Origin of the sequence: Pseudomonas sp. BN411 (assembly GCF_029871235.1) — a bacterium.
Lineage (GTDB): Bacteria > Pseudomonadota > Gammaproteobacteria > Pseudomonadales > Pseudomonadaceae > Metapseudomonas.
In genome coordinates, this window is record NZ_SSOM01000071.1 from 14,138 (window position 1) to 37,207 (window position 23,070).

At 64.0% G+C, this 23,070-nt stretch carries 22 protein-coding genes; 8 read left to right on the forward strand and 14 right to left on the reverse strand.

Features of this window, described 5'->3' with window-relative positions; translation table 11 throughout:
• Window positions 1-105: 105 nt before the first annotated feature.
• Window positions 106-1,092 carry a magnesium transporter CorA family protein gene (locus tag E8F06_RS17575; RefSeq protein WP_280369582.1) on the forward strand — a complete coding sequence of 329 codons (987 nt, stop codon included), beginning with the start codon at window positions 106-108 and terminating at the stop codon, window positions 1,090-1,092.
• 1 nt (window position 1,093) lies between these two features.
• Here E8F06_RS17575 and E8F06_RS17580 read toward each other — a convergent pair whose 3' ends face one another.
• The 4 genes from E8F06_RS17580 to E8F06_RS17595 all read right to left on the reverse strand — a co-directional run bounded on the left by E8F06_RS17580 (window position 1,094) and on the right by E8F06_RS17595 (window position 3,483).
• On the reverse strand, window positions 1,094-1,414 hold the full coding sequence (locus E8F06_RS17580; RefSeq protein ID WP_280369584.1) for a hypothetical protein: 321 nt from the start codon (window positions 1,412-1,414) through the stop codon (window positions 1,094-1,096).
• Between the two features lie 151 nt (window positions 1,415-1,565).
• Window positions 1,566-1,820 (reverse strand): DUF2790 domain-containing protein, encoded by a 255-nt coding sequence (locus tag E8F06_RS17585; protein WP_280369586.1) that lies wholly within the window; start codon window positions 1,818-1,820, stop codon window positions 1,566-1,568.
• 47 nt (window positions 1,821-1,867) lie between these two features.
• Window positions 1,868-2,428 (reverse strand): cytochrome b/b6 domain-containing protein, encoded by a 561-nt coding sequence (locus tag E8F06_RS17590; RefSeq protein ID WP_280369588.1) that lies wholly within the window; start codon window positions 2,426-2,428, stop codon window positions 1,868-1,870.
• Window positions 2,425-3,483 carry a catalase family peroxidase gene (locus E8F06_RS17595; RefSeq protein ID WP_280369590.1) on the reverse strand — a complete coding sequence of 353 codons (1,059 nt, stop codon included), beginning with the start codon at window positions 3,481-3,483 and terminating at the stop codon, window positions 2,425-2,427. The genes E8F06_RS17590 and E8F06_RS17595 overlap by 4 nt, the downstream gene beginning before the upstream one ends.
• Before the next feature lie 139 nt (window positions 3,484-3,622).
• Between E8F06_RS17595 and E8F06_RS17600 the strand changes: the two genes are divergently transcribed.
• The 3 genes from E8F06_RS17600 to E8F06_RS17610 all read left to right on the forward strand — a co-directional run bounded on the left by E8F06_RS17600 (window position 3,623) and on the right by E8F06_RS17610 (window position 5,711).
• Window positions 3,623-4,129 carry a sigma-70 family RNA polymerase sigma factor gene (locus E8F06_RS17600; RefSeq protein WP_280369592.1) on the forward strand — a complete coding sequence of 169 codons (507 nt, stop codon included), beginning with the start codon at window positions 3,623-3,625 and terminating at the stop codon, window positions 4,127-4,129.
• Window positions 4,126-4,869 carry an anti-sigma factor gene (locus E8F06_RS17605; RefSeq protein WP_280369594.1) on the forward strand — a complete coding sequence of 248 codons (744 nt, stop codon included), beginning with the start codon at window positions 4,126-4,128 and terminating at the stop codon, window positions 4,867-4,869. The genes E8F06_RS17600 and E8F06_RS17605 overlap by 4 nt, the downstream gene beginning before the upstream one ends.
• Before the next feature lie 152 nt (window positions 4,870-5,021).
• Window positions 5,022-5,711 carry a GNAT family N-acetyltransferase gene (locus E8F06_RS17610; RefSeq protein WP_280369596.1) on the forward strand — a complete coding sequence of 230 codons (690 nt, stop codon included), beginning with the start codon at window positions 5,022-5,024 and terminating at the stop codon, window positions 5,709-5,711.
• A 302-nt stretch (window positions 5,712-6,013) separates the two neighbouring features.
• Here E8F06_RS17610 and E8F06_RS17615 read toward each other — a convergent pair whose 3' ends face one another.
• Window positions 6,014-6,301, reverse strand: coding sequence for a hypothetical protein (locus tag E8F06_RS17615; RefSeq protein WP_280369598.1), 288 nt, complete (start codon window positions 6,299-6,301; stop codon window positions 6,014-6,016).
• A gap of 712 nt (window positions 6,302-7,013) precedes the next feature.
• On the opposite strand from E8F06_RS17615, the gene E8F06_RS17620 reads away from it, so the two are divergent.
• Together E8F06_RS17620 and E8F06_RS17625 are read left to right on the forward strand one after the other, a co-directional pair.
• The gene (locus E8F06_RS17620) at window positions 7,014-9,101 is read left to right on the forward strand and encodes a multicopper oxidase domain-containing protein (RefSeq protein WP_280369599.1); all 2,088 of its coding nucleotides are present in this window, start codon (window positions 7,014-7,016) and stop codon (window positions 9,099-9,101) included.
• A 9-nt stretch (window positions 9,102-9,110) separates the two neighbouring features.
• A complete protein-coding gene (locus E8F06_RS17625; protein ID WP_280369601.1) occupies window positions 9,111-9,605 on the forward strand; it encodes a hypothetical protein in 495 nt (164 codons plus the stop codon).
• Window positions 9,606-9,994: 389 nt separating this feature from the next.
• Here the strand turns inward: E8F06_RS17625 and E8F06_RS17630 are convergent, their stop codons facing one another.
• Window positions 9,995-11,203 (reverse strand): MFS transporter, encoded by a 1,209-nt coding sequence (locus tag E8F06_RS17630; RefSeq protein WP_280369603.1) that lies wholly within the window; start codon window positions 11,201-11,203, stop codon window positions 9,995-9,997.
• Window positions 11,204-11,357: 154 nt separating this feature from the next.
• On the opposite strand from E8F06_RS17630, the gene E8F06_RS17635 reads away from it, so the two are divergent.
• Window positions 11,358-12,242, forward strand: coding sequence for a LysR family transcriptional regulator (locus tag E8F06_RS17635; RefSeq protein ID WP_280369605.1), 885 nt, complete (start codon window positions 11,358-11,360; stop codon window positions 12,240-12,242).
• Between the two features lie 288 nt (window positions 12,243-12,530).
• Here the strand turns inward: E8F06_RS17635 and E8F06_RS17640 are convergent, their stop codons facing one another.
• The 3 genes from E8F06_RS17640 to E8F06_RS17650 form a co-directional block, all read right to left on the reverse strand.
• Window positions 12,531-13,337 carry a lytic transglycosylase domain-containing protein gene (locus tag E8F06_RS17640; RefSeq protein ID WP_280369607.1) on the reverse strand — a complete coding sequence of 269 codons (807 nt, stop codon included), beginning with the start codon at window positions 13,335-13,337 and terminating at the stop codon, window positions 12,531-12,533.
• Window positions 13,338-13,940: 603 nt separating this feature from the next.
• Window positions 13,941-15,341, reverse strand: a complete 1,401-nt coding sequence (lpdA, locus tag E8F06_RS17645) for a dihydrolipoyl dehydrogenase (RefSeq protein ID WP_280369609.1) — start codon at window positions 15,339-15,341, stop codon at window positions 13,941-13,943.
• A gap of 149 nt (window positions 15,342-15,490) precedes the next feature.
• Window positions 15,491-16,372: a pseudouridine synthase gene (locus E8F06_RS17650; RefSeq protein WP_280369611.1), complete on the reverse strand. Its 882-nt coding sequence runs from the start codon at window positions 16,370-16,372 to the stop codon at window positions 15,491-15,493.
• 171 nt (window positions 16,373-16,543) lie between these two features.
• Here E8F06_RS17650 and E8F06_RS17655 point away from each other — a divergent pair, with 171 nt between their 5' ends.
• Window positions 16,544-16,870 (forward strand): I78 family peptidase inhibitor, encoded by a 327-nt coding sequence (locus E8F06_RS17655; protein WP_280369613.1) that lies wholly within the window; start codon window positions 16,544-16,546, stop codon window positions 16,868-16,870.
• 106 nt (window positions 16,871-16,976) lie between these two features.
• Here E8F06_RS17655 and ald read toward each other — a convergent pair whose 3' ends face one another.
• The 5 genes from ald to E8F06_RS17680 all read right to left on the reverse strand — a co-directional run bounded on the left by ald (window position 16,977) and on the right by E8F06_RS17680 (window position 23,056).
• Window positions 16,977-18,098 carry an alanine dehydrogenase gene (gene ald, locus E8F06_RS17660; protein ID WP_280369615.1) on the reverse strand — a complete coding sequence of 374 codons (1,122 nt, stop codon included), beginning with the start codon at window positions 18,096-18,098 and terminating at the stop codon, window positions 16,977-16,979.
• Window positions 18,099-18,232: 134 nt separating this feature from the next.
• Entirely contained in the window at window positions 18,233-19,000 is a 768-nt protein-coding gene (locus tag E8F06_RS17665) for a slipin family protein (RefSeq protein WP_280369617.1), read from the reverse strand.
• A 2-nt stretch (window positions 19,001-19,002) separates the two neighbouring features.
• On the reverse strand, window positions 19,003-20,382 hold the full coding sequence (locus E8F06_RS17670; protein ID WP_280369618.1) for a nodulation protein NfeD: 1,380 nt from the start codon (window positions 20,380-20,382) through the stop codon (window positions 19,003-19,005).
• A 218-nt stretch (window positions 20,383-20,600) separates the two neighbouring features.
• A complete protein-coding gene (locus E8F06_RS17675) occupies window positions 20,601-21,560 on the reverse strand; it encodes a homocysteine S-methyltransferase family protein (protein ID WP_280369620.1) in 960 nt (319 codons plus the stop codon).
• A 344-nt stretch (window positions 21,561-21,904) separates the two neighbouring features.
• The gene (locus E8F06_RS17680; RefSeq protein WP_280369622.1) at window positions 21,905-23,056 is read right to left on the reverse strand and encodes a catalase family protein; all 1,152 of its coding nucleotides are present in this window, start codon (window positions 23,054-23,056) and stop codon (window positions 21,905-21,907) included.
• Window positions 23,057-23,070 lie beyond the last annotated feature (14 nt).

The following is a 23,070-nucleotide window of genomic DNA, read 5'->3' on the forward strand; positions in this document are numbered from 1 at the left end:
AACCTAGTCCAATTGCCGGACGCGTGCCTCCCGGTCCGCCAGACGCGTCTTCGCAGGGCATGACCGGTGCTTTACTCATTCCCAGACGCCCAAGGAGCAACCTGGATGATCCACTACTACGCGCAGGATGGCGGCGTCCTGCACGCCAGCGCTGGCCAGCCCGGCGTGGCCATTCCCCCGGCCACCCTGTGGATCGACCTGATGGACCCCGAACCGGAAGAAGCAGCCTTCATCGGCCGGTCGCTGGGGGTGGAAATCCCTTCTCGCGAGGCCATCGTCGAGATCGAGGAAACCTCGCGCCTCTATCAGCACGCCGGCACCCTCTACATGAACGCCACCCTGGTGAGCGGCCTGCGCGAGCAGCGGCCGATCTCCAGCGACGTGATGTTCGTGGTGGCGCCCGACTACCTGGTAACGGTGCGCTACGCCAACCTGCCGTTCTTCGAATACCTGGAAGACAAGTTCCTCCGCGAGCCTGAAACCCACGCCTCCAGCGAGCAGATATTCCTGTCCCTGTGCGGCAGCGTGGTGGATCACATCGCCGACATGCTGGAGCTGATGCAGCGCGAGCTGGACGAGATGTCTGGTGCGGTGTTCAGCGAGGAGCGTGGTGCCGCGCCGCAGCGCAAGGGCAGCCGCACCGACCTGCAGCAGGTGGTCAAACGCCTGGGTCGTAACAACTCGGGCCTGGTGAAGCTGCGCGAGAGCCTGATCAGCATGGGGCGGGTGCTGGACTATTCGAACGCGTGGTCGGAGCTCTGGCTGAGCGAGCCCGGCCTGGACCGTTCGCGTTCCATCGAGCGGGACATCCGCTCGCTGGTGGACTACGTGGCGAAGATGTTCGACGAGATCGCCTTCCTGCTCAGCGCCACCCTGGGGCTGATCGATATCGAGCAGAACAGCATCATCAAGGTGTTCTCCATCGCCGCCGTGCTCTTCCTGCCGCCGACCCTGGTGGGCACGGTGTATGGCATGAACTTCAGGTCCATGCCGGAACTGGACTGGGCCTTCGGCTACCCGGTGGCACTGGGATTGATGGTGGTGTCGGCGATCCTGCCGTACGCCTGGTTCAAGTGGAAAGGCTGGTTCTGATTCAGGGCTTGCGCGCATCCAGCAGGGTGTCGGCTTCGGCGATGTGAGCCTTGCGCGACTTGCGCTCGAACAGGCACAGCTCGCGACCGCGCTGGTTCTTCATGTGAGGCTGCGGGTAGCGGCCTTCCAGCACCAGGGCGGTCAACCCCAGAGAATCATCGAAGAGCACCGGCTGGCCGGCGGGGCGGACGTCCTTCAGGCCGCTGACAGCCTTGCAGGCACTGAGCAGGCGGGCGTCGTGCTCCTGCCAGGCCTGGTCGCTGGAGGCGTGGGCCTGGGCGGCGAAGAGCGTGGCCAGCAGCAGCGGGAGCGAGTTTTTCAAGGAATGGGCCTCGGGTGGGGTTGGCGATCTGCTATGGACCGCCGGCGAACGCCCGGGTTTCGTAGGTCGGTGCGGGCCACGCTGGTCTGAGGCCGCGAAGCCCAACGATGCACTGCTGGGCTTCGTTGGGCTCAGCCCGATCTACGGCTTCTCAGTAGTCGTTCTTGCAGCCGGTGCCCCAGACCAGGTACTCGATTGTCTTGGTCTGCATCTGGCTGTCCTCGTAGGTCATTTGCGCCGGCCCCACGCCGCAGAAGGTGGTGAGGTCGGTCATCTGGACCACCCGCGCGATATCCAGGTGCACGCCGTACTCGTACTGGGTGACCGGCGGCGCGGTCTGGTCCGTGGCGGCCAGGGTGACGGTGGAGGCAAGGCTGAGGCTCAAGGCGACGACTAGGGTTTTCATGGTGGGGTTCTCCTGCTGGAGAGGTGGGTTGCGGGGAATGCCCGCGTCTACTGACCGTCAGGCATCGATCGGATGCCCCTGCCGGTGGTCATGCTCGAAAGCACGCCATCCCTGCGGATGAGCGCGTGGTAGAGGGCCGCCGCCAGGTGCGCCAGGATGCTGATGAACAGCAGGTACGCCAGTACAGTGTGGGCCACGCGCAGCAAGGCATAGAGCCGCGCGTCATGCGGGACGATGGGCGGCAGCAGCAGGGAGTCGTGGAGCACCACCGGGTAGTCGCCGGCGGACTGCATGGCCCAGCCCACCAGCGGCAGGGCGATCATCAGGCCGTAGAGCAGCAGGTGGGACAGCTTGGCGATACGTTGCTGCCAGTTGGGCATGTCGCTGGGCAGGGACGGCACCGGACGGGTCAGGCGTACGGCCAGGCGGATCAGCACCAGGACCAGCAACGTCACGCCCAGCGGCTTGTGCAGCGCCACCAGTGCGCTGTGGCGCGGCGACAGGTCGCCCACCATGCTGACGCCGATGAAGAGCATGGCCAGCAGCAGGATCGCCATCAGCCAGTGGAGCACCCGCAGCAGCGGGCTGAAGTGGGTCTGGGTGTTCATTTCTGGACTCCTTGCCCGGCGCCGGGTGCGCCTTCCCGGGTGCGGCGGTTATAGGACACGGCATAGGCGGCCGAGCGTGCGGCGAGGATCGGGTCGTCCGAGACCTGGATACCGTCGGGCAGTACCGTCGGGTCGTAGTTGATGTCGCGGCAGGCGCCACTGTCCTGCGGCTCGGCGCTTTCCACGACCAGGGTGCCGGCATCCACCTGGCGACGGTCGGCCGGCCACTGGCGGGTCGCGTCATGGGTGGGGTCGCCGGGTTCGGCGAGGGTCAGCATCAGGTGCCAGCGCAATGGGCCCCGCGCCAGGCGTTGCTGCAGGTCGTGGCTGAGGAAATCCGCGTCGGTGCCGGCGTCGCCCAGGGGCTCGAAGGGTGTCTCCGGTTGCACCGACCAGCGCACGAAGTGGCCATTGCCGGCAGCGTCCACCAGACGGAAGGCGTTGATGCCGTTGTAGGCGACGTTGGCAAAGCTGTTGCTGGGCTTGGCGCTTTGGGACCACTGACGGAAGGCGGCGCTTTCCGGGTGGGCGGCGAAGAAGGCCTGCATCTTTGCCGGGTCCGGCTTGCCGGTGGCGGGATCGGGGCGGGCGGCCAGAACCTGCTCGTAGAAGGCTTCCGGGGTAGCCACCGGCAGCACCGGCGGCGTGTTCATGCCGGTGCGCCACTGCTCGCCGCCGGGTAACTGGAACAGCAGCGCCATGCTGCGGGTGGGTACGCCGGCATCCGGCGCATGGGGATTGCTGCCGCCGATGGCCAGGCGGCCGATCACCGCCACCGTGCCGGGGGCGAAGACGGAAGCGCGGGACAGTTGCGCAGCCTGGCCGTTGCTCTCGAAGTGGCCGGCAATGCAGATGCCTTTCGCGTGGTTCTTGCGGTAGCCGGGGAACTTGCCGGCGTTGGCCTCGAAGGCGTCGATGATCCGCTGCGGGGTCAGGTGCTCGCCGCCGATCCAGCCGCCGGCGTAGGCGAAGGCGGCTGCCAGTCCGCCAGTGGCGAGGCCGATCACGGCCAGTCGTGCCGCCAGGTCAATCCCCTTGGGTGGTGCCTTGCTCATGCGATACTCCCGGGCGAAATGCCCTTGTCCATGAGCCGGTGAGACGCACCCCTCAGGGCTTTATTCCCGGTCGGGAATAAAATCCCGCCTCGCACGTCTTCTCGTCGCACCCTTGGCAAGAGCGGCACAACACCTGGCTATGAACATGATCGAAGACGCGGAACTGCGGGAGTTATTACAGAGGCTGCGACGTTTCGCGCTGTGGCTGACGCGCAATGCGAGCAGCGCTGACGACCTGGTCCAGGCGACGCTGGAGCGGGCGCTGTCGCGCTGGAGCAGCAAGGGCGACGGCAACCTCCGCGCTTGGCTGTTCGCCATCCTCTATCGGCAGTTCCTTGACGGCCAGCGGCGGGCCCGTCGCCATGCGCGGCTGCTGGAAATATTCGGCGGCCGCACCGAGGAAGCGCCCTCCACTGAGGATCTGGTGGTCAACCAGGCCACCCTCGAGGCGTTCGGCCGGCTGCCGGCGGAGCAGCGCGCGCTCCTGCTCCTGGTGAGCGTGGAGGGGCTCAGCTACAAGGAGGCCGCCGATACCCTCGGCATTCCCATCGGCACCGTGATGTCCAGGCTGTCCCGCGCGCGCAAGGCGCTGCGTGAGCTGGCCGAGGGCGAGATGTCCAACCCTCATCTGCGGGTACTCAAATGAACGCATTCCATCCCAGCGAAGATGACCTGCACGCCTACCTCGACGGCCAGCTCGATGCCGAGCAGAGCAAGGCGGTAGAAGCCTATCTGGCGGCCAATCCGGAAGCGGCCGCACGGGTGGAGGCCTGGCGGCGGGATGCCCAGATGCTCCGCGTGGCCCTGGCCAATCCGGGCCTCGCGCCCAACCCGCGTCTCGACCCGGTGGCCATCCGGGCTTCACTGCGTGCGCGCAAGCAGCGTCGCCTGGCCCTGGCGGCATCCTTCGTCCTGGCGCTCGGTGCGGGCGGCCTGGGTGGCTGGCAAGCGCGGGACATGAGCCTGCTGGCGGCCAATCCGCCGATGCAGGATGCCCTTCAGGCCCACCGCCTGTTCGCCGCCAGTCCAGTGGTCGACATCCGCGCCAGGCAGCCCAGCGAACTCCAGGCGTGGCTGGATCAGCGCTTCAGCCATGCAGCTCGGATTCCCGACCTCAGCCCCTACGGCTTCACCCCGGTAGGTGGCCGCTGGCTGGTGACCGAACAGGGCGCGGCGGCGTTGCTCCTGTTCGAAGACAACCAGGGACAACGGGTCAGCCTGTACCTGCGGGCGCCGGGCTCGCTGTACCCGAGCATGAAGCAGGGCCAGCGCCGGGACGGCGAACTGGAGGCCCGGTACTGGTCCAGGAATGGCTACAACTACGCCCTGGTGAGCAGGGAAGGGGACCCGCGCGGCGACGTGCTGGGGCGGGCGCTGTCGTTTTGACGGGCGTCCGACGCTCAGGACCGCAACGCGGTCCCCGCTCTTCTGTGGGAGCGGCCCATGCGAGTGCCGGTGGGAACGCTCGGTGCTCGCGGGCGTTACAATGGCGCCAGCGCTGATCCCTCCGGATCGGGCACACCCGGAGCCAGCTTCGAATGTTCACCCTTGCAAACCTGGACACATCGCCGCCCGAATCCCTGAAGAGCCAGGTTCTACAAATGGTGGTGGACTACTTCAGCGACATCAGCCCGGTGTCGCTGACGCCTAGCAATCCGCTCTATCAGTTGTATCAGTACGTGATTGGCTACGAGGTACATCTGTATCTGCAGGCCATGAACAGCTCTCTGGATAGCACCGCGCGGTTGATCCTGGCCCTGGATGATGAAGATCCCTCCCAGGTGCTGGGTTTTACCCTGTATCTGCCGAGTCAGGATGATGCCGAGGCCTGCACTCTCGCCTATATCGCCGTCAAAGCCAGCCACCGCCGACGCGGTATTGCCCGGGCGATGTTGCAGCGGATGGTCAAGCATCGGCCCCACGTCGAACTGGCCTGCGTGGCGAACAAGGTGCCTACCTTTGAAGCGATGGGGTTTCAGGTACTGGCAGTGCAGGGGCCGCACGTGCTGCTGAATACTCGCGACCACCGCTCGGACGGCATGGTGGCGGTGCAGGATCTGGCCCCGATATTCCAATCCAAGGAAGTGCGGCAGATCCACGCCTACCTGGTGCAGCAACACGGCAAGAAGGCCATGAGCGAGGCCGAGAACAAACGCGACCGCCTGCTCGATCAGATGGCCCATCAGGCTCAGGCATTGGTGAAAGAGCGCTTCCCTACGATTCACTGACCGCCAAAGGGACTGACAGGTACTCAAACTCTCTTTGCCCGGCAGGCGTCACCAGCAACTTCATTTCAGGCCCAGATAGATGGATGGTGATCCTGGGGCAATGGATGGGGCGGCAGTCTTCAGGTGGACGTCTAGGCTGATTCGTGCCCCACCCTCTTAGGGGGCATCGGCGCCTCTGGCAGGTTGAACCTCTGTCCGAGGCGCTTTCATTTCGAGCGGCATCATCCACGGTTTCACTTTCTCGGATTTGCTCACCTGGCCGAGAGGGCCCTGATGCCGAGCATTCATCCGTCAGTCGTGAGTCACCGCAGCGCCTTGATCCGCTTCAGGACCAGGACCAGGGCGAACCCCATGCCTCTTTCGTATTCAGTCTTGTGCAGGCTGGGTGAGGTGGTGGCGCCGGCTTTCCTGAGTTCTCTGACCAGGTCGAACAATTCCATGAGTGCCGGGCGGCCAACGGGTGAGGCGATTGCTTCGTTGATCAATGCTTCGAGCATCGCTGGCAGATCACTGACGCACGTGCCTTCGCGGGTGACGACTTCCTTGGCCATCGCCAGGCCTGCAGCGTGCTGTTGGGTGGGCTTTTTCATGATGTTCTCCAAAGGAGTATCACTTTTTAGACAGCCTGCGGCCGGAGGCGATCAAACTGATTCCTGTGTCAGGTCACTGCGAGCAGGGGGCGATTACCTTTTGACCGGTCTACGGCGCAATAACGCTTACGGCCCGGGGCACCCTGTGCTGTTCGGAAAGGGCAGGGTGGTCAGGTGTTAGTCGGCTTCATCGGATGTGCTCGCCGAACGGCGGAGGGTCGTTCCAAGGCTTTAGTAAGGCCAGCGATACAGGAGCAACCACGATATCGCCATCTGCGATCAACCTTGATCCATAAGGCGCAATCAGACTGAAAGCTGTCCGATGGCTGATTGACAGTATCGGAGGGGTTGTAACAAAGTGTTTCCATTGGATGGAGAAGGTGAAAGCCGCAACAGGATTCGTCTCGGCTCTACCACTCGTCACGCTCATACCCGTGACAGCGCTACGCTTGGTTCCCGCTTCGCGAAACCGTCAGCTATCACGTAGTTTCCAACTCTTTGGCGCCCTTCGCCGATGCCGTTCCCTGGCAATTTGATTACAGGGGTCTATGGCGAGGAGTGGCTGATGTACCTTCCGAAAGATGCGTCAAGGGCACGCCTGCGCGAAGCAGAAAATGCGAGTAGGAATTTCGCGGAACTGGCAACGGCCTTATCAAAAGGGGAAGTCACTCGACGCGACTTCATCAAATGGGGCCTGGCGACTTCCAGTGGCTTGCTGGTTCCCGTACACGGCTTGACTCCCTTCTCCAGCAGCGCCTATGCGACGACGTTAGGCATCCCCACGGGGTTGTCACCCAGCCCGCTGTTCGGCGTGCAACCTTTCACCCAACCGATGCCACGCTTCGATGTACTGCCCCGCAAGACATTCACCTTCGGAGCGGGCGTGATGAATCCCATTCCGGCGTTCCCCGGAACGCCAGGCCCTGACCCGACCGAACAGGCCAACACCACGCAGCAACCGGTACCTGCCGTACTGGGCGGCGGCACCGGCCCCATCGAGGGGCGGCCACCGGGACCGATCTGGGCCCACCAGCACTGGAATGAGTTCCCACCCAAGGTGACGGTCGAGGTCACCCAGGAAGGTGCCAAACCCAACACCGTCTACAACCCCGGTGTGCCATCGGAACTGAACTCCGGGATCGACCCGGCGCACGCCCTGCGCCCGGCGTTCCACCCCGACTTGCCGGACCAGGGACCGCTGGCGTTATGGACCTTCAACGGCACCCTGCCGCCCAAGCTGCTGGTCGGCCGATACCACGAGCACATCCTGTTGCGGCACCACAACCGCCTGCCGGAGGACCCGACGCAGAATGGCGGCTTCGGTATTCACACCATCACCACCCACGAGCACAACGGCCACCACGGCGCGGAGAACGACGGATTCACCGGAGCCTATTTCTTCCCCGGCGAGTTCTACGACTACCACTATCCGATCTGCCACGGCGGCTACTTCAGCATCAACCAGGGCGCCAATGATCCGCGTTGCGGTTCGCCCAACGATGCCGGCGGCATCGACAACCTCCAGGGTGACTACCACGAAACCATGAGCACCCACTGGTTCCACGACCACATGTTCAGCTTCACCTCGCAGAACGTGTACAAGGGCAACGCCGGGATGTTCAACATCTACAGCAGCCTCGATCGCGGTAACGAGGAGATCGACGACGGCGTGAACCTGCGCCTGCCCAGTGGCTCGGCCAAGTCGTACGGCAACCTCGACTACGACGTGAACCTGATGCTCGCGGACAAGGCCTGGGACCAGGACGGCCAACTGGCGATGGATATCTTCGACTTCGACGGGTTCCTCGGCGACGTGATGACGGTGAACCTGGTCTACAAGCCGTTCTTCGAAGTGGAGCGGCGCAAGTACCGCTTCCGCATCCTCAACGCGGCGGTGGCACGTTTCTTCAAGCTGGCCCTGAGCGACGCCTCGCCGATGGTCCAGATTGCCAATGACGGTAACCTGCTGCCAACTCCGGTGACGCTCACGACCCTCGACGAAATGGGCATCGCCGAGCGCTACGACATCGTCATCGACTTCTCCCGTTATTCCATCGGGAGCAAGGTCTGGATGGTCAATCTCGCCGAGCACGAAAACGGCCGCAGGCCCATTCAGGATCTCTCGCTACGCGATGCGATGTCGGGCACGTCCAGCGACCCGTGCGTCGGTCGCTTCCTGGAGTTCCGCATCGTCCGCGATCCGCCCCGACCCGATATCAGCCAAGTCCCCGAGGTCCTCGTAACGAATCCCGACCTGTCAGATATCCCGGTCGCCGCCGAGCGTACGTTCGTGTTCGGTCGCGGCGCCATCCAGACCACCAGCGACCCCATCTCGTCGTTCTTCGGCCCATGGGGCATCGGGACCGATGGCGGCGACAAGCTTGACGCGGACTTTGGCCGCATCTCGGCAGCCCCGCGCTTCGGCACTCGCGAGATCTGGACGCTGAAGAACGGCGGTGCGGGCTGGGACCACCCGATCCACATCCACTTCGAGGAGGGCCAGATCCTCGCTCGCAACGGCCGGGCGAGAAACGTCCCGGCCTGGGAACGCGGCCGCAAGGATGTCTATCGCCTGCACCCGGGTACCAGCGTCACGCTCACCATGCAGTTCCGCGACTTCGGCGGGATGTTCATGGAGCACTGCCACAACACCACCCACGAAGACAACGCCATGCTCTTGCGCTGGGAGATCGACGATGCCGGCGGCGCTTTCCTGCGTCCATTGCCAACGCCGATCCCGACACCCCAGGGAGTGCGCTTCGTGGACCCGACCGAGGTCCTGCCGACGGCCTTTCGATAGGAGCACAGCATGAACATCATGCACGGAAGAATCCCGCCAGCGCTGCTGGCATTCGCCGGGTTGGTGGCAGTCCTGGAGTCCAGTAGCGCTGCCTCCTCGCGCCGCTTCGAACGTCGCGAGGATGTGCGGACGGTCACCATCGCCGGCACCTTGGCGGGCAAAACCGAGGACATCGACATCAACGGGGTCGCGCGCATCATCTCCACCGCGTTCGTCGATGACGACCCGGGCGCGCCGCCGGGGGTATTCCTGCTCATCGACTTTATCGAGGCGACCGGCGTCGGCCAGCAGAGTGGGACGCTCTTTCTGGTTCATGGCGAGAACCAGGTGCTCCGTTTACTCATCCCGACCGACGTGGTGGAGCTGACGTTCCCCATCTCGCCAGCGAACGCCAAGAAGTCTGCGGCCACGGAGTCGGTGCTGGCCACTTTTCAATTGACCTACAACGTGGGCCAAGGCCAGTTGATCGCTGCCAGCGCCAGCTTCTCCACGCCGGCGCTCTAGGACAGGGGGGCAGAGGTGTGAGGGGGCGATCCGTTGCTTCGGTGTGGATCGCCTTTCTCGATCTCACTGCAGCGCGTTGGGTCAGCGCCTGCCCGGGCTGGCAGGATGAGGCCGATCCGGTAGGGTGCGCCGTGCGCACCGGCGGTTTGACGTGGTGCCGAAGCTCTTCCTGAAGTCGGTGCGCACAGCGCACCCTACGGTTCAGTCCGAGCTAAAGAGGTCGGCGGGACGGAGTTGCCCCAGTCCGCCCCGTCTGTTGTGAGGGCGACTTCAGTCGCGAATAAAGCCGCCCCACAACATCAGCCCCTAACTCACAACACCCTCCGCCCAATCGGCAACTTCGCCTTGGTGATGATGTCTGGCTGCTCTACCCCACGTAGCAGCAAGGATTAGCTGCGGGGCTGTAGTAGGGCGAGCACAACTGTCAACGCGGCAAGGTTAGCGGTAAGCGTTAAGGGCCCCATGGCGCCATAGGTATCCACGACGTAGCCGCCGACAACCGCGCCGATAGTGATGGCGACCTGGAAGGAGGTGATCATCAAACTCCCCGCTGCTTCCAGCGCGTCGGGCGCCGCACGGGACAGGTTGATCGGAAGCACCACCGGCGCCATGCCAAAGGCGAACCCCCACAGCGCGGCGAAGCCGAAGGCAACGTCGAAGCGCACGCCCCAAAGCACCAAAGCGAGCGCCGCAAACGCCATTAAGACAGCGGTGGTCGTGACGGCCATGTGGATATTGGCATCGGCCATGCGGCCACCGACAACATTGCCAATCACAGCGGCGATACCGAAACCGAGCAGCGCCAGGGCAATCGGCCCGGTTGCAAGGTGCGTAACCTGTTCGAGGAACGGGCGCAAATAGACCGATCCCGCAAAATGCCCCGTCATGAGCAAAAGGATGGCCAGCATGCCGAGTTGGATGCCACGTCGGCGTGTCAGCCGCAGGACGTCGGCAAGACTGTTGCTTGTAGTTGCAGGCAATGCCGGCAGGGCGAGCCACTGAAGCACCATAGCAAGTGCGGCCAGCCCCGCCGTCATGGCCATGGCGCTGCGCCAGCCCAGCCAGTCGCTAATCAATGCACCCATCGACGGTGCGGCAATGGTGGCGAGCGAAACACCGAGGGTGACCATAGCCATCCCCCGCCCCGTCGCATCGGTGCCCACCAGCCTCGCTACGACGGCAAACGAAAGCGCCCAGAAACCGCTGAGGGCAATGCCCAGCCCGGCCCGACCTAACAATACTTGCCAGAACTCCGTCCCCACAGCCGCAAGAATGTTGGAGATGATCGCCAAGGCGCTGAGACCCATCAGCACCGTCTTGCGGTTCAATCTGCCGATGAGAACATTGCTCAATAGGGCCATCACGGCGCCAACAGAAGCCGTGGCAGTGACGACCTGTCCCGCCGTTCCCTCGCTGATGCCGAGATCGCGCGCCATTGGCGTCAACAGGCCCGCCGGCAGGAACTCGGCTGACACCAATGCAAAGCTGGTGGCCGCCATTGAAAGGACTGCGAACCAGGTGGCCAGGCTCCACCTGGTTGGCGCATCGGCGTTCAGGTCTATCAGCTCACCATCAAGCTGCAATGTTTTGTCCGTCATTGAAGTTTTCCAAGTTTTCCAATTCGTCGGGAGTGCTGTGCGATGCCGAGAGAACCTCGGCCAGCGCAATGTAGACACTCTCAATACGGAGAACTAGGATCGCACTTTAAGAGTCAGTATCTCGGAAAGTGAGAATATGGATCGGATAGAAGCCATGGCTGTTTTCGTCGCAGCAGCGGATGAAGGAAGCCTTTCGGCCGCCGGGCGGCGACTGCAGATGCCACTGCCCTCGGTCAGCCGAAAACTTGCTGATCTGGAGGCTCACCTTGGTGTGCGATTGATGACCCGATCGACGCGGCAACTGACCTTAACTGATGCGGGTCGTGACTACCTGGTCGCGTCTCGCGAGATTCTGGATCGTGTGGCCGAAGCCGAACGCACGGCGATCGGGGGCAACATGAGCCCGCGGGGCGAGTTGGTCATCGCCGCACCATTGATGTTTGGGCGCCATCATGTGCTGCCGATTGTCATGGAGCTTTTGAGTCAGTCCGATGATGTCAACGTTCGCCTGGTGCTCAGCGATTCCAACGCGAACCTGCTTGAAGAGAACATCGATGTGGCCGTGCGCATTGGGTCCCTTCCCGACAGCGGCTTGACGGCTAGACAGGTGGGCGAGATCACCAGGGTCGTGTGCGCCAGTCCTGCGTATCTTGAGAAGCATGGGACGCCGAAGACCCCGTCCGATCTGCGCGCCCACGAATGCGTGACCTTCGCAGGACTCTCGTCATCGCACGCGTGGTCGTTTTCCTGCTCGAAGGGCACGACGCGGGTGCCGATTCGCTCTCGCTTGACCGTCAACACCGCCGATGCGGCCGTGGCCGCCGCTACGAGCGGCCTCGGTATCACCCGAGTGCTGTGTTACCAGGCCGCTTCCCAGTTTGCACAGAACTCACTGGTCCGCCTATTGAGGGAGTACGAGCCCACGCCATCCCCGGTGAACTTGCTCTATGCGCGTCAGGGAAGATTGCCTGCAAAGACGCGTTGCTTTCTCGCGCTTGCGGCTGAGCGCCTCACACAAGTGCTGGCCGGGAGCGAGTAGCTTGAGGTGCATCGCCCGCGTGCCTGAGGTAGGTCTATTTGCGCGCTTAAGTCCTTCCCACATTGATGGCGTATCTCCTCACCGATATGGGGGCAGCACCAATGGCTTTTTCAACAGAATCGGTCGATAGCTACCGGTGCGTGGCAGTTCGGCTGAGCCATTCCCCGCCCGGCGTATTGATCGAGCGCAGAATCTGATTGCTTGCGTAGGGCGGATAACGCGCCAGCGCTATCCTCCGTGGAGGGGGCGGCGTGTAACCTATTCCGGGTTATGCACCCTTGAACGGTACTAGCGATGGTTGCGATAGCGTTCGGTCAAGGACTGCACGAGGGTGACGTAGGATTGCGTCTCGGCGTAGGGAGGCACCCCGTTGTACTCGACCACGGACGCTTCGCCGGCGTTGTAACCTGCCAACGCCAGCACCTGGTTGCCGTTGAAGCGCTTGAGCAGCCAGGCCAGGTAGCGCACGCCGCCACGAATGTTCTGTCTCGCGTCGAACGGATTGTCCACGGCGAATCGCGCGGCGGTGGCGGGCATCAATTGCATAAGCCCCTGGGCCCCAGCTTGGGAAATGGCGTTGGGGCGAAACGCCGATTCGGCATGTATCACTGCACGAACCAGCGCCCTGTCGACCCCGTAATGACCCGAAGCGGCTTCGATCTCCCGCCGATAGGAACGGGTGTCCAGGCGCAGTGAGGCGACCTTGAAATCCTTCGGCGCCATGCACAGATAGCAGCCCTTGATGTAATAGAGCTCAAGGACATCGACCCGAGCGGAGATTCCAACGGGGCGCCGGCTCACATATTGACGAATACCCTTGTGGACGAAGGTGTATACCCGAATCCGCACCGCGCCTGAGTTGTCGTCCCGCGCAAGCCTTGGCAGGGCCATCGCCTTGGCGCCGGCAGCGGCGCCCGCCTTGCCATCCAGGAGAGTGCAGCGGGCGCTGGCGATGGCTTGGCTGGTGTAGCTGATGGTTCCGTCCCTGGCTTGGCACTTGAACATGGCGCTGGCGCACAGTGGAGCGACCAGTAAGGCCAGCTCGATGCAGCCAAGAAGGCTCTTGCGAGCCCATCGCCATGCTCTGGAACTCATCACATCGCTCCGCGCCGCAGGCGCCGATCAGGCCTGGGGGGCCTTGACCCGGGCAAGCGGGAAATACCAACTGGGACTGTCGTTGCCGACGGTAGCCCCAAGCAAGCTTTGCGCACGCTCGCCGTACTCCTGATACCGACAGGACTCCAGAGTTTCCCTGACGCTGCCTCTGGAGGGCCTATCCTGAGTGATCTACCTTTTGTTTTTCGTAGTTATAGCCCTTGTAACCGGCCTTGGAACCTGCTTTGACGTACGGTCTGTCGGCGCTCCCGCGTGGCGCAGACCTGATTGCTCGCACGACGCGTCGTCCCGGCTTGTCAGGACCGGGCGCAAGTCTGATCCGCGGGTAGGCTTCAACGCAGCGAGCTGGTCCTCTAACCCACCTCAAGAACCGCCTTTAACCTCTCGCGAACCCGCCTGCCAACCCCAACGTCTTCCCTGATCAGACTACCGCTCGTTGGGCTTCGCTTCGCTCTGCGCCAACCTACGGGAGTGCGCGGGTGTTTTGTGCGGGCAAATAGAACCCGCCGTTGAGGCGGGTCGAGTGGTGTCCAGTCCACGTGGGAGCGAATTCGCTCCCACAGGTTCAGGTATCCCTCGGGATCAGGCCTGCATCGCTGCTCCGTGCACATCCATCGCGGCCTGGCGCAGGGCTTCGGAGCGGGTCGGGTGGGGGTGGCAGATGAGGGCGATGTCTTCGGCCGAGGCGGAGAATTCCATGGCCACGCAGTACTCGCCGATCATCTCGCTGACGCTCGGGCCGACCATGTGAACGCCCAGCACTTCGTCCGTGCGTTCGTCCGCCAATACCTTCACGAAGCCTTCGGTTTCGTGGTTGATCTTGGCTCGGCTGTTGGCGGTGAAGGGGAATTTGCCGACACGGTAGGGGCGTCCTTCGGCCTTCAGCTGTTCTTCGCTCTTGCCCACGCTGGCCACTTCCGGGCGCGTGTAGATCACGTTGGGGATGACGTTGTAGTTCACCTCGGCCGCCTGGCCGGCGATGCGCTCGATGCAGACGATGGCTTCGTCTTCGGCCTTGTGGGCGAGCATCGGGCCGGAGGTGACGTCGCCGATTACCCAGACATTGGGAGCCGGCGTCTGGTGGCGTTCGTTGGCGAGCATGCCGCGGGTGTCGGTGGTCAGGCCGACAGTTTCCAGGCCGAGGCCTTCGGTGTAGGGGCGGCGGCCGATGGCTACCAGCACATAGTCGGCCTTGAGGGTTTCCGCCAAGCCGCCGGCGGCGGGTTCGATGGACAGTTCCACACCGGCCTTGCCGGACTTGGCGCTGGTGACCTTGGAGCCGAGCTTGAAGGTCATGCCCTGTTTGGTCAGGGCGCGTTGCAGGGTCTTGGCGGTTTCATCGTCCAGGCCGGGGCAGATGCGGCCGAGGTATTCCACTACCGTCACCTGGGCCCCCAGGCGGCGCCAGACCGAGCCCAGCTCCAGGCCGATCACGCCGGCGCCGATCACCACCAGATGCTTGGGCACCTCCGGCAGCGACAGGGCGCCGGTGGAGTCGAGGATGCGCTTGTTGTCGATGGTCACTCCGGGCAGCGGCGTGGGTTCGGAGCCGGTGGCGATGACGATGTGGCGGGTTTCCAGGATCTGCTGCTGACCGTCGGCGGCCGTCACCACCACCTTGCCGGCGCCGTTGATGCGGCCCCAGCCCTTGACCCATTCCACCTTGTTCTTGCGGAAGAGGAACTCGATGCCCTTGGTCAGGGCAGTCACGCTCTCGGCCTTCTGCGCCATCATCTGCGCGAGGTCGAGCTTGGGCTTGACCTGGATACCCAGGGTGGCGAACTCCTTGCCGGACGCCGCTTCATAGAGTTCGGAGGCATGCAGCAGGGCCTTGGAGGGCATGCAGCCGACGTTCAGGCAGGTGCCGCCCAGGGTTTCCCGGCCTTCGACGCAGGCCACCTTCATGCCCAGCTGGCCAGCCTTGATCGCCGCGTTGTAGCCGCCCGGCCCACCGCCGATCACTACCACGTCGTATGCGCTCATGAGTTCACCTCGATGCAAAAGTCGTAAGGGGAATGCAGAAGCCTAGTGGACAACCGCGAGCCTTCCAGCCAGGCAATATCCTGCTTGAATTACGGTTGTAATATTATTGCTGTCATATTCGCCGTCAAGGGTCGCGGCGGTTTATGGGGTTACCAGTCCAGGCGTAAACGGCTGTCGAAGCGGCGCGATTCGCCGCTGATGGGGTCATCGAATTCGAGGCTGCGGGCCAGCAGCTTCAGGGGGCGGCGATAGTCGTCAGGTCCGCCCTTGTCGGTCAGTTCCGGGTAGAACCCGTCGTTGCAGATGGCCGCGCCGAGGGACGCCAGGTGCACCCGCAACTGGTGCTGCTTGCCGGTGATGGGTTCAAGGTCGTAGCGCCAGAGGTCGCCGTTTTTTTCCAGCACGTTCAGGCGAGTTCGGGTATTGGGCTCACCCTCGATTTCCTGCATGCGGAAGAACGGCTCGCCCTTGCCGAGGCGGGTTTCCCGCAGCAGCGGAAACGCCAGATGGGGCAGGGCAGGGGCGATGGCCTCGTAGCGCTTGTGAATCTCGCGGTCGCGGAACAGCGCGTGGTAGATGTTGCGGCTGGCCGGGTTGGCGGAGAACAGCACGAGACCGGCGGTGTGGCGGTCGATGCGATGCAACGGCACCAGATGCGGATTGCCCAGGCGCCGGGTGAGGCGCGCCTGCAGGGTTTCCTCGACGTACTCGCCGGCCGGCATCACCGGCAGGAAGTGTGGCTTGTCGGCCACCACCAGGTGCTCATCGACATGCAGCACGGTTTCCTCGAAGGGAATGGCCTTCTCGCCCTTCACTTCTCGGAAGTAGTGCACCCGCATCGCCACCTGATAGGGATGCGCCGGGCTGAGCGGATTGCCCTCGCTGTCGGTCACCTTGCCCGTCTCCATCCGTTCCAGCCAGGTTTCGCGGGGAATGGCAGGGAAGCGGTCGCAGAGGCAGTCGAGCACCGTGCTCCAATCGCCCTGGGGCAGGTGGAGGGTGCTGGGGCGTATGCTCGGGGTGCGGGACATGGAGTGTTTCGGCAGGTTTCAGGAGCGGGGCATTAGGCCGCAGCTGACTGACCGGAGTCAAAGGCAGAGGATAGAATGCACCGGCTGTGCGCTCGCGGGCAGGAGCCCCGCCGCGATGCACAACGCCATTGCAGGCGCACGCCAGGATGTTCGTTTAGTAGAGGACCCAATATGTACTTCAAACCGATTTCCCTCAGTCTCGCCCTTGCCGGCCTGCTCCTGGCTGGTTGCAGCTCGACTGACAAGCCCGAGACTCCAGCCGCTGCCGCACCTGCCGCTGAGGCGTCGCTCTCCGGCACCTGCAATAGCGCCGCCGTGGCCGCCCTGGTGGGCAAGAATGCCGATACCGCGCTGGTCGAGCAGGCCAAGCGCCAGTCCGGCGCCGAAATGGCCCGTGTGCTGCGCCCCCACCAGCCGATCACCATGGACTACAACTCCCGCCGCCTGAACATCGATGTCGATGAGCTTGGTGTGGTGAAACAGTTCAGCTGCGGCTGAGGCTGGATTGATGAATGAAGAAGGCGCCCTTGGGCGCCTTCTTTGGTTTTGCTGGGTTGTGTTTGGGCAGGCCTGCTTGGCGAATGAATTCGCCCCTACAGGTCCGTCAGAGCTGCTTGAGCATCTCCTCCAGGTGCACGTAGTCCATGTGGTGTGCGGCGGCGACGCTGCCGTTGGTGAGTCGTCCTTTCGCCACATTCAGGCCGTGGCGCAGGTGCATGTCGTCTTCCAGCGCCTTGCGTGTGCCTTTCTGTGCCAGGGCGATGACAAAGGGCAGGGTGGCGTTGTTCAGCGCCAGGGTGGAGGTACGCGCCACCGCACCGGGCATGTTGGCCACGCAATAGTGCACCACGCCATCCACCACGTAGGTGGGCTCGGCATGGGTGGTGGCATGCGACGTTTCCGCGCAGCCGCCCTGGTCGATGGCCACATCCACCAGCACCGCGCCTTCCTGCATACGCGCCACCATTTCGGCGGTGACCAGTTTGGGTGCCGCCGCACCAGGAATCAGTACGCCACCGATCACCAGGTCGGCAGCCAGCACCTGCTCACGCACAGTGCCGTGGGTGGAATAGAGGGTGGTGATGCGATTGCCGTAGAGGGAGTCGAGCCGGCGCAGCGCGTCCATGCTCTTGTCGAGCACCGTGACATCGGCGCCCAGGCCAACCGCCATGGCCAGCGCATGGGTACCGACCACGCCGCCGCCCAGCACCACGACCTTGCCCGGCGCCACACCGGGCACGCCGCCCAGCAGCACGCCACGACCGCCCTTGGCTTTTTCCAGGCAACCGGCGCCGGCCTGGATGGACATGCGCCCGGCCACTTCCGACATGGGCGCCAGCAGGGGCAGGCGGCCGTGGCTGTCGGTGACGGTCTCGTAGGCGATGCAGGTGGCGCCGGAGGCGATCAACTCGTCAGTCTGCGGGCGATCCGGGGCCAGGTGGAGATAGGTGAACAGGGTCTGCTCCGGACGCAGGCGCGCGCGCTCCTGGGTGAGGGGTTCCTTGACCTTGACGATGAGTTCGGCTTGCTCGAAGACCTCACCGGCGCTGCTGGCAATCCTGGCGCCGGCGGCCTGGTAGTCCTCGTCGGAAAATCCGATGGCGGCACCTGCCCTGGTCTCCACCCAGACTTCATGCCCCTGGCGGGTCAATTCGGCCACAGATTGCGGGGTCAGGCCGACCCGGTATTCGTGGTTCTTGATCTCCTTCGGCACTCCGATACGCATGGCGACCTCCAGGGTTCTTGTTGTCCTTTGAACAAGTGTAGAAACCCGGCCATTGCGCCCCCGCCGAATAGTGGCGGGTTTTCAGGGAATCTCCCTGAAAATTGCGGGTAAAGCAGGCTGTCTCGGGAATGTCGTCAGCTTTCCTGGTCCTTTCGCCCACCCTTGGCCATGCCTCCGAGCAAGTCCACTGGCAGGGGGAAGACGATGGTGGTGGTCTTGTCGTTGGCGATGGAGCCGAGCGTCTGCATGTAGCGCAGTTGCATGGCGCCATCCTGGCGGCTGAGCATCTCCGCTGCCTGCATCAGTTTCTCCGAGGCCTGCAGCTCGCCTTCGGCGTGGATCACCTTGGCCCGGCGTTCGCGCTCGGCCTCGGCCTGGCGGGCGATGGCGCGGACCATGGATTCGTTGATGTCGACGTGCTTGATCTCGACGTTGGAGACCTTGATGCCCCAAGCGTCGGTCTGCGAATCCAGGGCCTGCTGGATATCGACGTTGAGGCGTTCGCGCTCGGCCAGCATCTCGTCCAGCTCATGCTTGCCGAGCACCGCGCGCAGGGTGGTCTGGGCCAGTTGGCTGGTGGCCATGAGGAAGTTCTCCACCTGGATGATGGCGCGTTGCGGGTCCAGCACTCGGAAGTAGACCACCGCGTTGACCTTCACCGAGACGTTGTCGCGGGAAATCACGTCCTGGGGAGGCACGTCCAGCACCACGGTGCGCAGATCCACCCGCACGACCTGCTGGATGGCCGGGATGATCAGCACCAGCCCCGGTCCCTTTACCTTCCAGAAGCGCCCGAGCTGGAACACCACGCCGCGCTCGTATTCTCGGAAGATGCGGATGGCCGAAACCGCCAGCACGATCAATAGGAACAGGAGGGTGGCAAAACTCAGCGGAAAGGCCATGTTCAGTCTCCTTTGGGCGGACCTTCATCCGCCTTCACGTCCAGCAACAATCCATTGCGCGCCAGCACGAGTACGCGCTGGCCACTCCTCAATGGGGCTTCGCTACGCACCTGCCAACGCTCGCCCTGCAATTGCACCCAGCCGCTGCGCGGGTCGCCCGCCATCAGGTCGAGCAGGACGGTCTGGCTGCCCACCAGCCCGGCGTCGCCGCTGACCAGCGCCCGCCGGCGTGCACGCACTGCCATGGCGATGATGGCGAAGATCACCAGCCCGCTGGACAGCCCCACAGTGAGGATCAGCGACAGGGGGATACCGAAGCCCGGTACTTCGGTGTCGATCAGGATCACGGCGCCGACCACGAAGGCGGCGATGCCGCCAAAGCCGATGATGCCGAAGCTGGGCATGAAGGCTTCGGCCGCCATGAATAGGATGCCGAGCAGGATCAGGGCGATGCCGGCGAAGTTCACCGGCAACAGTTGCAGCGCATACAGGGCGAGGATCAGGCAGATGCCGCCGATCACGCCGCCGACGCCGCTGCCGGGGTTGGAGAATTCGAAGATCAGGCCGTAGACCCCGATCATCATCAGGATCAGCGCGACGCTGGGGTTGGTGATCACTGCAAGAATCTGCGCGCGCCAGTCCGGCTCACGCTGCACCAGTGGTGCGCCGACGGTGACCAGGGTGACTTTCTGCCCGGCGATTTCAAAGGTCCGCCCATTCACCTTGGCGATCAGGTCGTGTATGTCATTGGCGAGCAGGTCCACTACCTTCAGGCGTTCTGCGTCGGTGGCGGAGAGGCTGACGGATTCGCGCACCGCCTGTTCGGCCCACTCGGCATTGCGTCCGCGCAATTGCGCCAGGCCGCGGATATAGGCAGCCGCATCGTTGACCTGCTTACGGGCCAGAGTTTCCTCATTGCCACTTACGCCGGTCTTGTCGTCCTTCTTCTCGCCCTTGTCACCGGTGGGCTTGTCGCCCTCCGGCTGCCCTGGCATGCCGCCGATCTGCACCGGAGTCGCCGCGCCGAGGTTGGTGCCCGGTGCCATGGCGGCGATATGGCTGGCGTAGAGGATGTAGGTGCCGGCGCTAGCCGCCCGTGCGCCACTGGGGCCGACGAAGCTGGCGACGGGCACCGGACTTGCGAGGATCGCCTTGATGATGCTGCGCATCGAGGTGTCGAGACCGCCAGGGGTGTCGATCTGGATCACGACCAGTTGCGATTTGTCAGCCTCGGCGCGTTCGATGCCACGGGTGAGGTAGTCGGCGGTGGCCGGTCCGATGGGGCCGTCCACGGTCAGCACGGTGACGCTCCCGGCGGCCAGCAACGTGCCGGGCAGGAGCAGGGCCAGGCACAGCAGCCTGCCAAGCAGCCAGCGGATCATGAGGGCCTCCCGCCATGCCGTGTTCACTTACAGCATAGTTGAGGCCATTACTCGGGTATTTGGAGTGAGGTGGGGAGGTGCAACGGGATGTTTGCGAGCGGCCGCTCCTGTTGTTTGTGGGGGCGATTTCAATCGCTAAGGGCCGCGCAGCAGCCCCCTAGGCGGAGGGCAGGACTGTGTCCTGCTTAGCGACTGAAGTCGCCCCCACAGAGTTCGAGTTAAAGGGCCGCGCGGAACAACGGCTTGCACGCCTTGGCGATCTGCTCGATATGGCGGTGGTCGGTGCCGCAGCAGCCACCCATCACGTTGATGTGCGGCAGGCGCTGGCGGAGCCGTGCGTACTGGGCGCCCAGTTCTTCCGGATCGCCGCTGTCCAGGGCGACCGCCTCGTTCAGCTCCGCGTGGCTCCTGCGCGAGGCGTTGGCCCGCAATCCGCGAATGCGCTGCACCCAACGGCTGCCCGGTACCAGCACATCTTCGAAATGGTCGGGGTGGGCGCAGTTGATCATGTAGTAGGCCGGGTAGGCGGCGGTGGCGCTGTCGACCTGCTCGATGGCTTCCTTCAGTGTCTGGCCGGTGGGCAGTCTGCCGTCGGTTTCCACGGTGAAGGAGATGACCACGGGCAGGCGGGCCTCGCGCGCTGCGAGGGCGATGCCCAGTGCTTCCTCCGTGTAGTTCATGGTGATGGCGGTGACCATGTCGGCGGCGGTCTCGGCGAATATGCCGATCTGCTCGCTGTGGTAACGCTGCGCCTGAAACTCGTCCATGGCCTCGTCGGCGACATAACCATCGCCGCGCGGGCCGATGCAGCCGCTGATCACCACCGGGGTACGGCCGCTTTCCACTTCACCGCGCAGCTCCTGAAGCAGGGCGATGGCCTGGCGATTGGCCTCGGCCATGCCCTGGGGGGTGAAGCCGAGGTGGCTGGCCCAGTCGGGATTGGCGCGCCAGGTCGGGCTTTCAAGGATCAGCCCGGTGCCGTAATGGCTGGCGAGGGCGCAGTAGGCGCGAAAGTACTTGCGCAGGGCTTCCTGGCCGTCCGGGTAGTTGAGCAGCACGAAGGCCGCGAAATCAGGAAGGGCAATCCCCTCATGGAAAACCAGGGTGGTCTCGATGCCACCGTCGGTGAGGAAAAGCTCGCCCTCCAGTTGCGGCAGGGCATCGCGATATTGCGCCATGGTCTGGGCTCCGTGACCGGTAAAGGATCGCTGTCCGGAGCAGGCTTCTTTGGCGAAGACGGGGCGGGCAGCCGGACTGGCCTCGGGCTTTTTCCGCGATTGAAGGGTTGGCCCGTAGGCTCTGCACCGGGCGGACTCTGGGCGCTCGGCGGGTAACAAGAAAGGCTAGCACCAGCGTGGGGCGTGGCCTGGCTGGGCTGATGGGTGGGGATGGCGCTGGAGCAGGGGCTTCGGATTTGTGGGGGCGATTTCAATCGCTATGCAGGACAACGTCCTGCCTTGGACGGGGGGCAGCTGTGCTGCCCTTGGCGAATGAATTCGCCCCCACAAGCGGAAGGTTCGCCTCAAGGCGTGGTCGCGTCGCTCGCTCCATTGCGCTCGTGGCGATAGGCGCTCACCGCCTCGTACACCGCCTTGCGCAGCCGGTTGATGCCGCCGATGGGGCGATGCTCGGGCAGGCCGTGCCAGGGGTTGAAGGAGAGGTTGTCGCAGGCGACGTTCTGCTCGCGGCTGTCGAAGTCCTGGGCCGGGACCTTGATGGTGGCGACCGTCACGAAGGGGGAGACGGATTCGTCCCACTCGACGCTGGTGTCCTCGATCGGCATGTAGTGCTGGGCGTTCTGTTTCTGTACCTGGAAGGCGAAGCAGACTGGCACGCGGTCGAGGGACAGCTGCTGGTACAGAGCATTGCGCAGGAAGTTGGGCAGGGCGGTGTTCTGCTCCGGCAACTCGTAGGGCGGGCAGCTCTGCGGGTCGGGGATGACGCGGTACTTGATGTTCGCCTCGCCCAGCTTGTACGGCGAAATGGAGCTGTAGGTGGCGCTCACCGGGCTGTCCGGGGCCGGTGCGAGGGTCTTCAGGGCGATGATCAGGTGACGGACTTCCCAGCTGCGCGGGTCGAGGCTGGGGAAGAAGGCACCGACCTTCTGGCCGTTGGCCTGGGCGTTGAAGTTCTGCCGGTACTGGGCCACGTCACGCACGAAAAACACCGGATGGTTGAACATCACGAAGTCCTGTTCGTTGGCGTGTACCGGGCTTTTCATCAGCTTTTCGCCGGGCACGTCGAGCAGCTTGATGGCCAGGCCGCGGGCGTCGCGCGCGCTGTCGAACTGCGGGAACGCGTTGCCGTTGGACAGGCGCATCACCGCCTGCCAGGTCTTGCCCGGCTCGGCGAATACGCCGGCACGCAGACTGGCGTCCAGGTCCGGCAGGACGCTGACTTCCGCCTTCACGCAACCGTGGGCCTTGGCATGGGCGTCGCGCAGCACGCGGGTGTTGTCGCGGTGCTGCTCGACGATGCGGACAGCGTCCTCGATGATGGCGCGGGTCTGCACCGCTTCATCGGCGGGGATGACTTCTTCGGTGGGCACCGGACCGGAGAACTTCCAGCCGTAGTAGGCCTCGCCCGCCAGCCAGCCGATCACGCCGACCACCAGCACGAAGAGAAGGAGCTTGCCGAGGAGTCGGCCGAGCCAGAGCCAGAAACGCTTGAGCATGAGTGCTTGTGTCC

Excerpts from the sequence above, each read along its gene's own strand:
- E8F06_RS17575 (WP_280369582.1), top strand. The coding sequence starts at position 106 with ATGATCCACTACTACGCGCAGGATGGCGGCGTCCTGCACGCCAGCGCT.
- E8F06_RS17585 (WP_280369586.1), bottom strand. The coding sequence starts at position 1,820 with ATGAAAACCCTAGTCGTCGCCTTGAGCCTCAGCCTTGCCTCCACCGTC.
- E8F06_RS17590 (WP_280369588.1), bottom strand. The coding sequence starts at position 2,428 with ATGAACACCCAGACCCACTTCAGCCCGCTGCTGCGGGTGCTCCACTGG.
- E8F06_RS17595 (WP_280369590.1), bottom strand. The coding sequence starts at position 3,483 with ATGAGCAAGGCACCACCCAAGGGGATTGACCTGGCGGCACGACTGGCC.
- E8F06_RS17600 (WP_280369592.1), top strand. The coding sequence starts at position 3,623 with ATGAACATGATCGAAGACGCGGAACTGCGGGAGTTATTACAGAGGCTG.
- E8F06_RS17605 (WP_280369594.1), top strand. The coding sequence starts at position 4,126 with ATGAACGCATTCCATCCCAGCGAAGATGACCTGCACGCCTACCTCGAC.
- E8F06_RS17610 (WP_280369596.1), top strand. The coding sequence starts at position 5,022 with ATGTTCACCCTTGCAAACCTGGACACATCGCCGCCCGAATCCCTGAAG.
- E8F06_RS17615 (WP_280369598.1), bottom strand. The coding sequence starts at position 6,301 with ATGAAAAAGCCCACCCAACAGCACGCTGCAGGCCTGGCGATGGCCAAG.
- E8F06_RS17625 (WP_280369601.1), top strand. The coding sequence starts at position 9,111 with ATGAACATCATGCACGGAAGAATCCCGCCAGCGCTGCTGGCATTCGCC.
- E8F06_RS17630 (WP_280369603.1), bottom strand. The coding sequence starts at position 11,203 with ATGACGGACAAAACATTGCAGCTTGATGGTGAGCTGATAGACCTGAAC.
- E8F06_RS17635 (WP_280369605.1), top strand. The coding sequence starts at position 11,358 with ATGGCTGTTTTCGTCGCAGCAGCGGATGAAGGAAGCCTTTCGGCCGCC.
- E8F06_RS17640 (WP_280369607.1), bottom strand. The coding sequence starts at position 13,337 with ATGAGTTCCAGAGCATGGCGATGGGCTCGCAAGAGCCTTCTTGGCTGC.
- lpdA (WP_280369609.1), bottom strand. The coding sequence starts at position 15,341 with ATGAGCGCATACGACGTGGTAGTGATCGGCGGTGGGCCGGGCGGCTAC.
- E8F06_RS17650 (WP_280369611.1), bottom strand. The coding sequence starts at position 16,372 with ATGTCCCGCACCCCGAGCATACGCCCCAGCACCCTCCACCTGCCCCAG.
- E8F06_RS17655 (WP_280369613.1), top strand. The coding sequence starts at position 16,544 with ATGTACTTCAAACCGATTTCCCTCAGTCTCGCCCTTGCCGGCCTGCTC.
- ald (WP_280369615.1), bottom strand. The coding sequence starts at position 18,098 with ATGCGTATCGGAGTGCCGAAGGAGATCAAGAACCACGAATACCGGGTC.
- E8F06_RS17665 (WP_280369617.1), bottom strand. The coding sequence starts at position 19,000 with ATGGCCTTTCCGCTGAGTTTTGCCACCCTCCTGTTCCTATTGATCGTG.
- E8F06_RS17670 (WP_280369618.1), bottom strand. The coding sequence starts at position 20,382 with ATGATCCGCTGGCTGCTTGGCAGGCTGCTGTGCCTGGCCCTGCTCCTG.
- E8F06_RS17675 (WP_280369620.1), bottom strand. The coding sequence starts at position 21,560 with ATGGCGCAATATCGCGATGCCCTGCCGCAACTGGAGGGCGAGCTTTTC.
- E8F06_RS17680 (WP_280369622.1), bottom strand. The coding sequence starts at position 23,056 with ATGCTCAAGCGTTTCTGGCTCTGGCTCGGCCGACTCCTCGGCAAGCTC.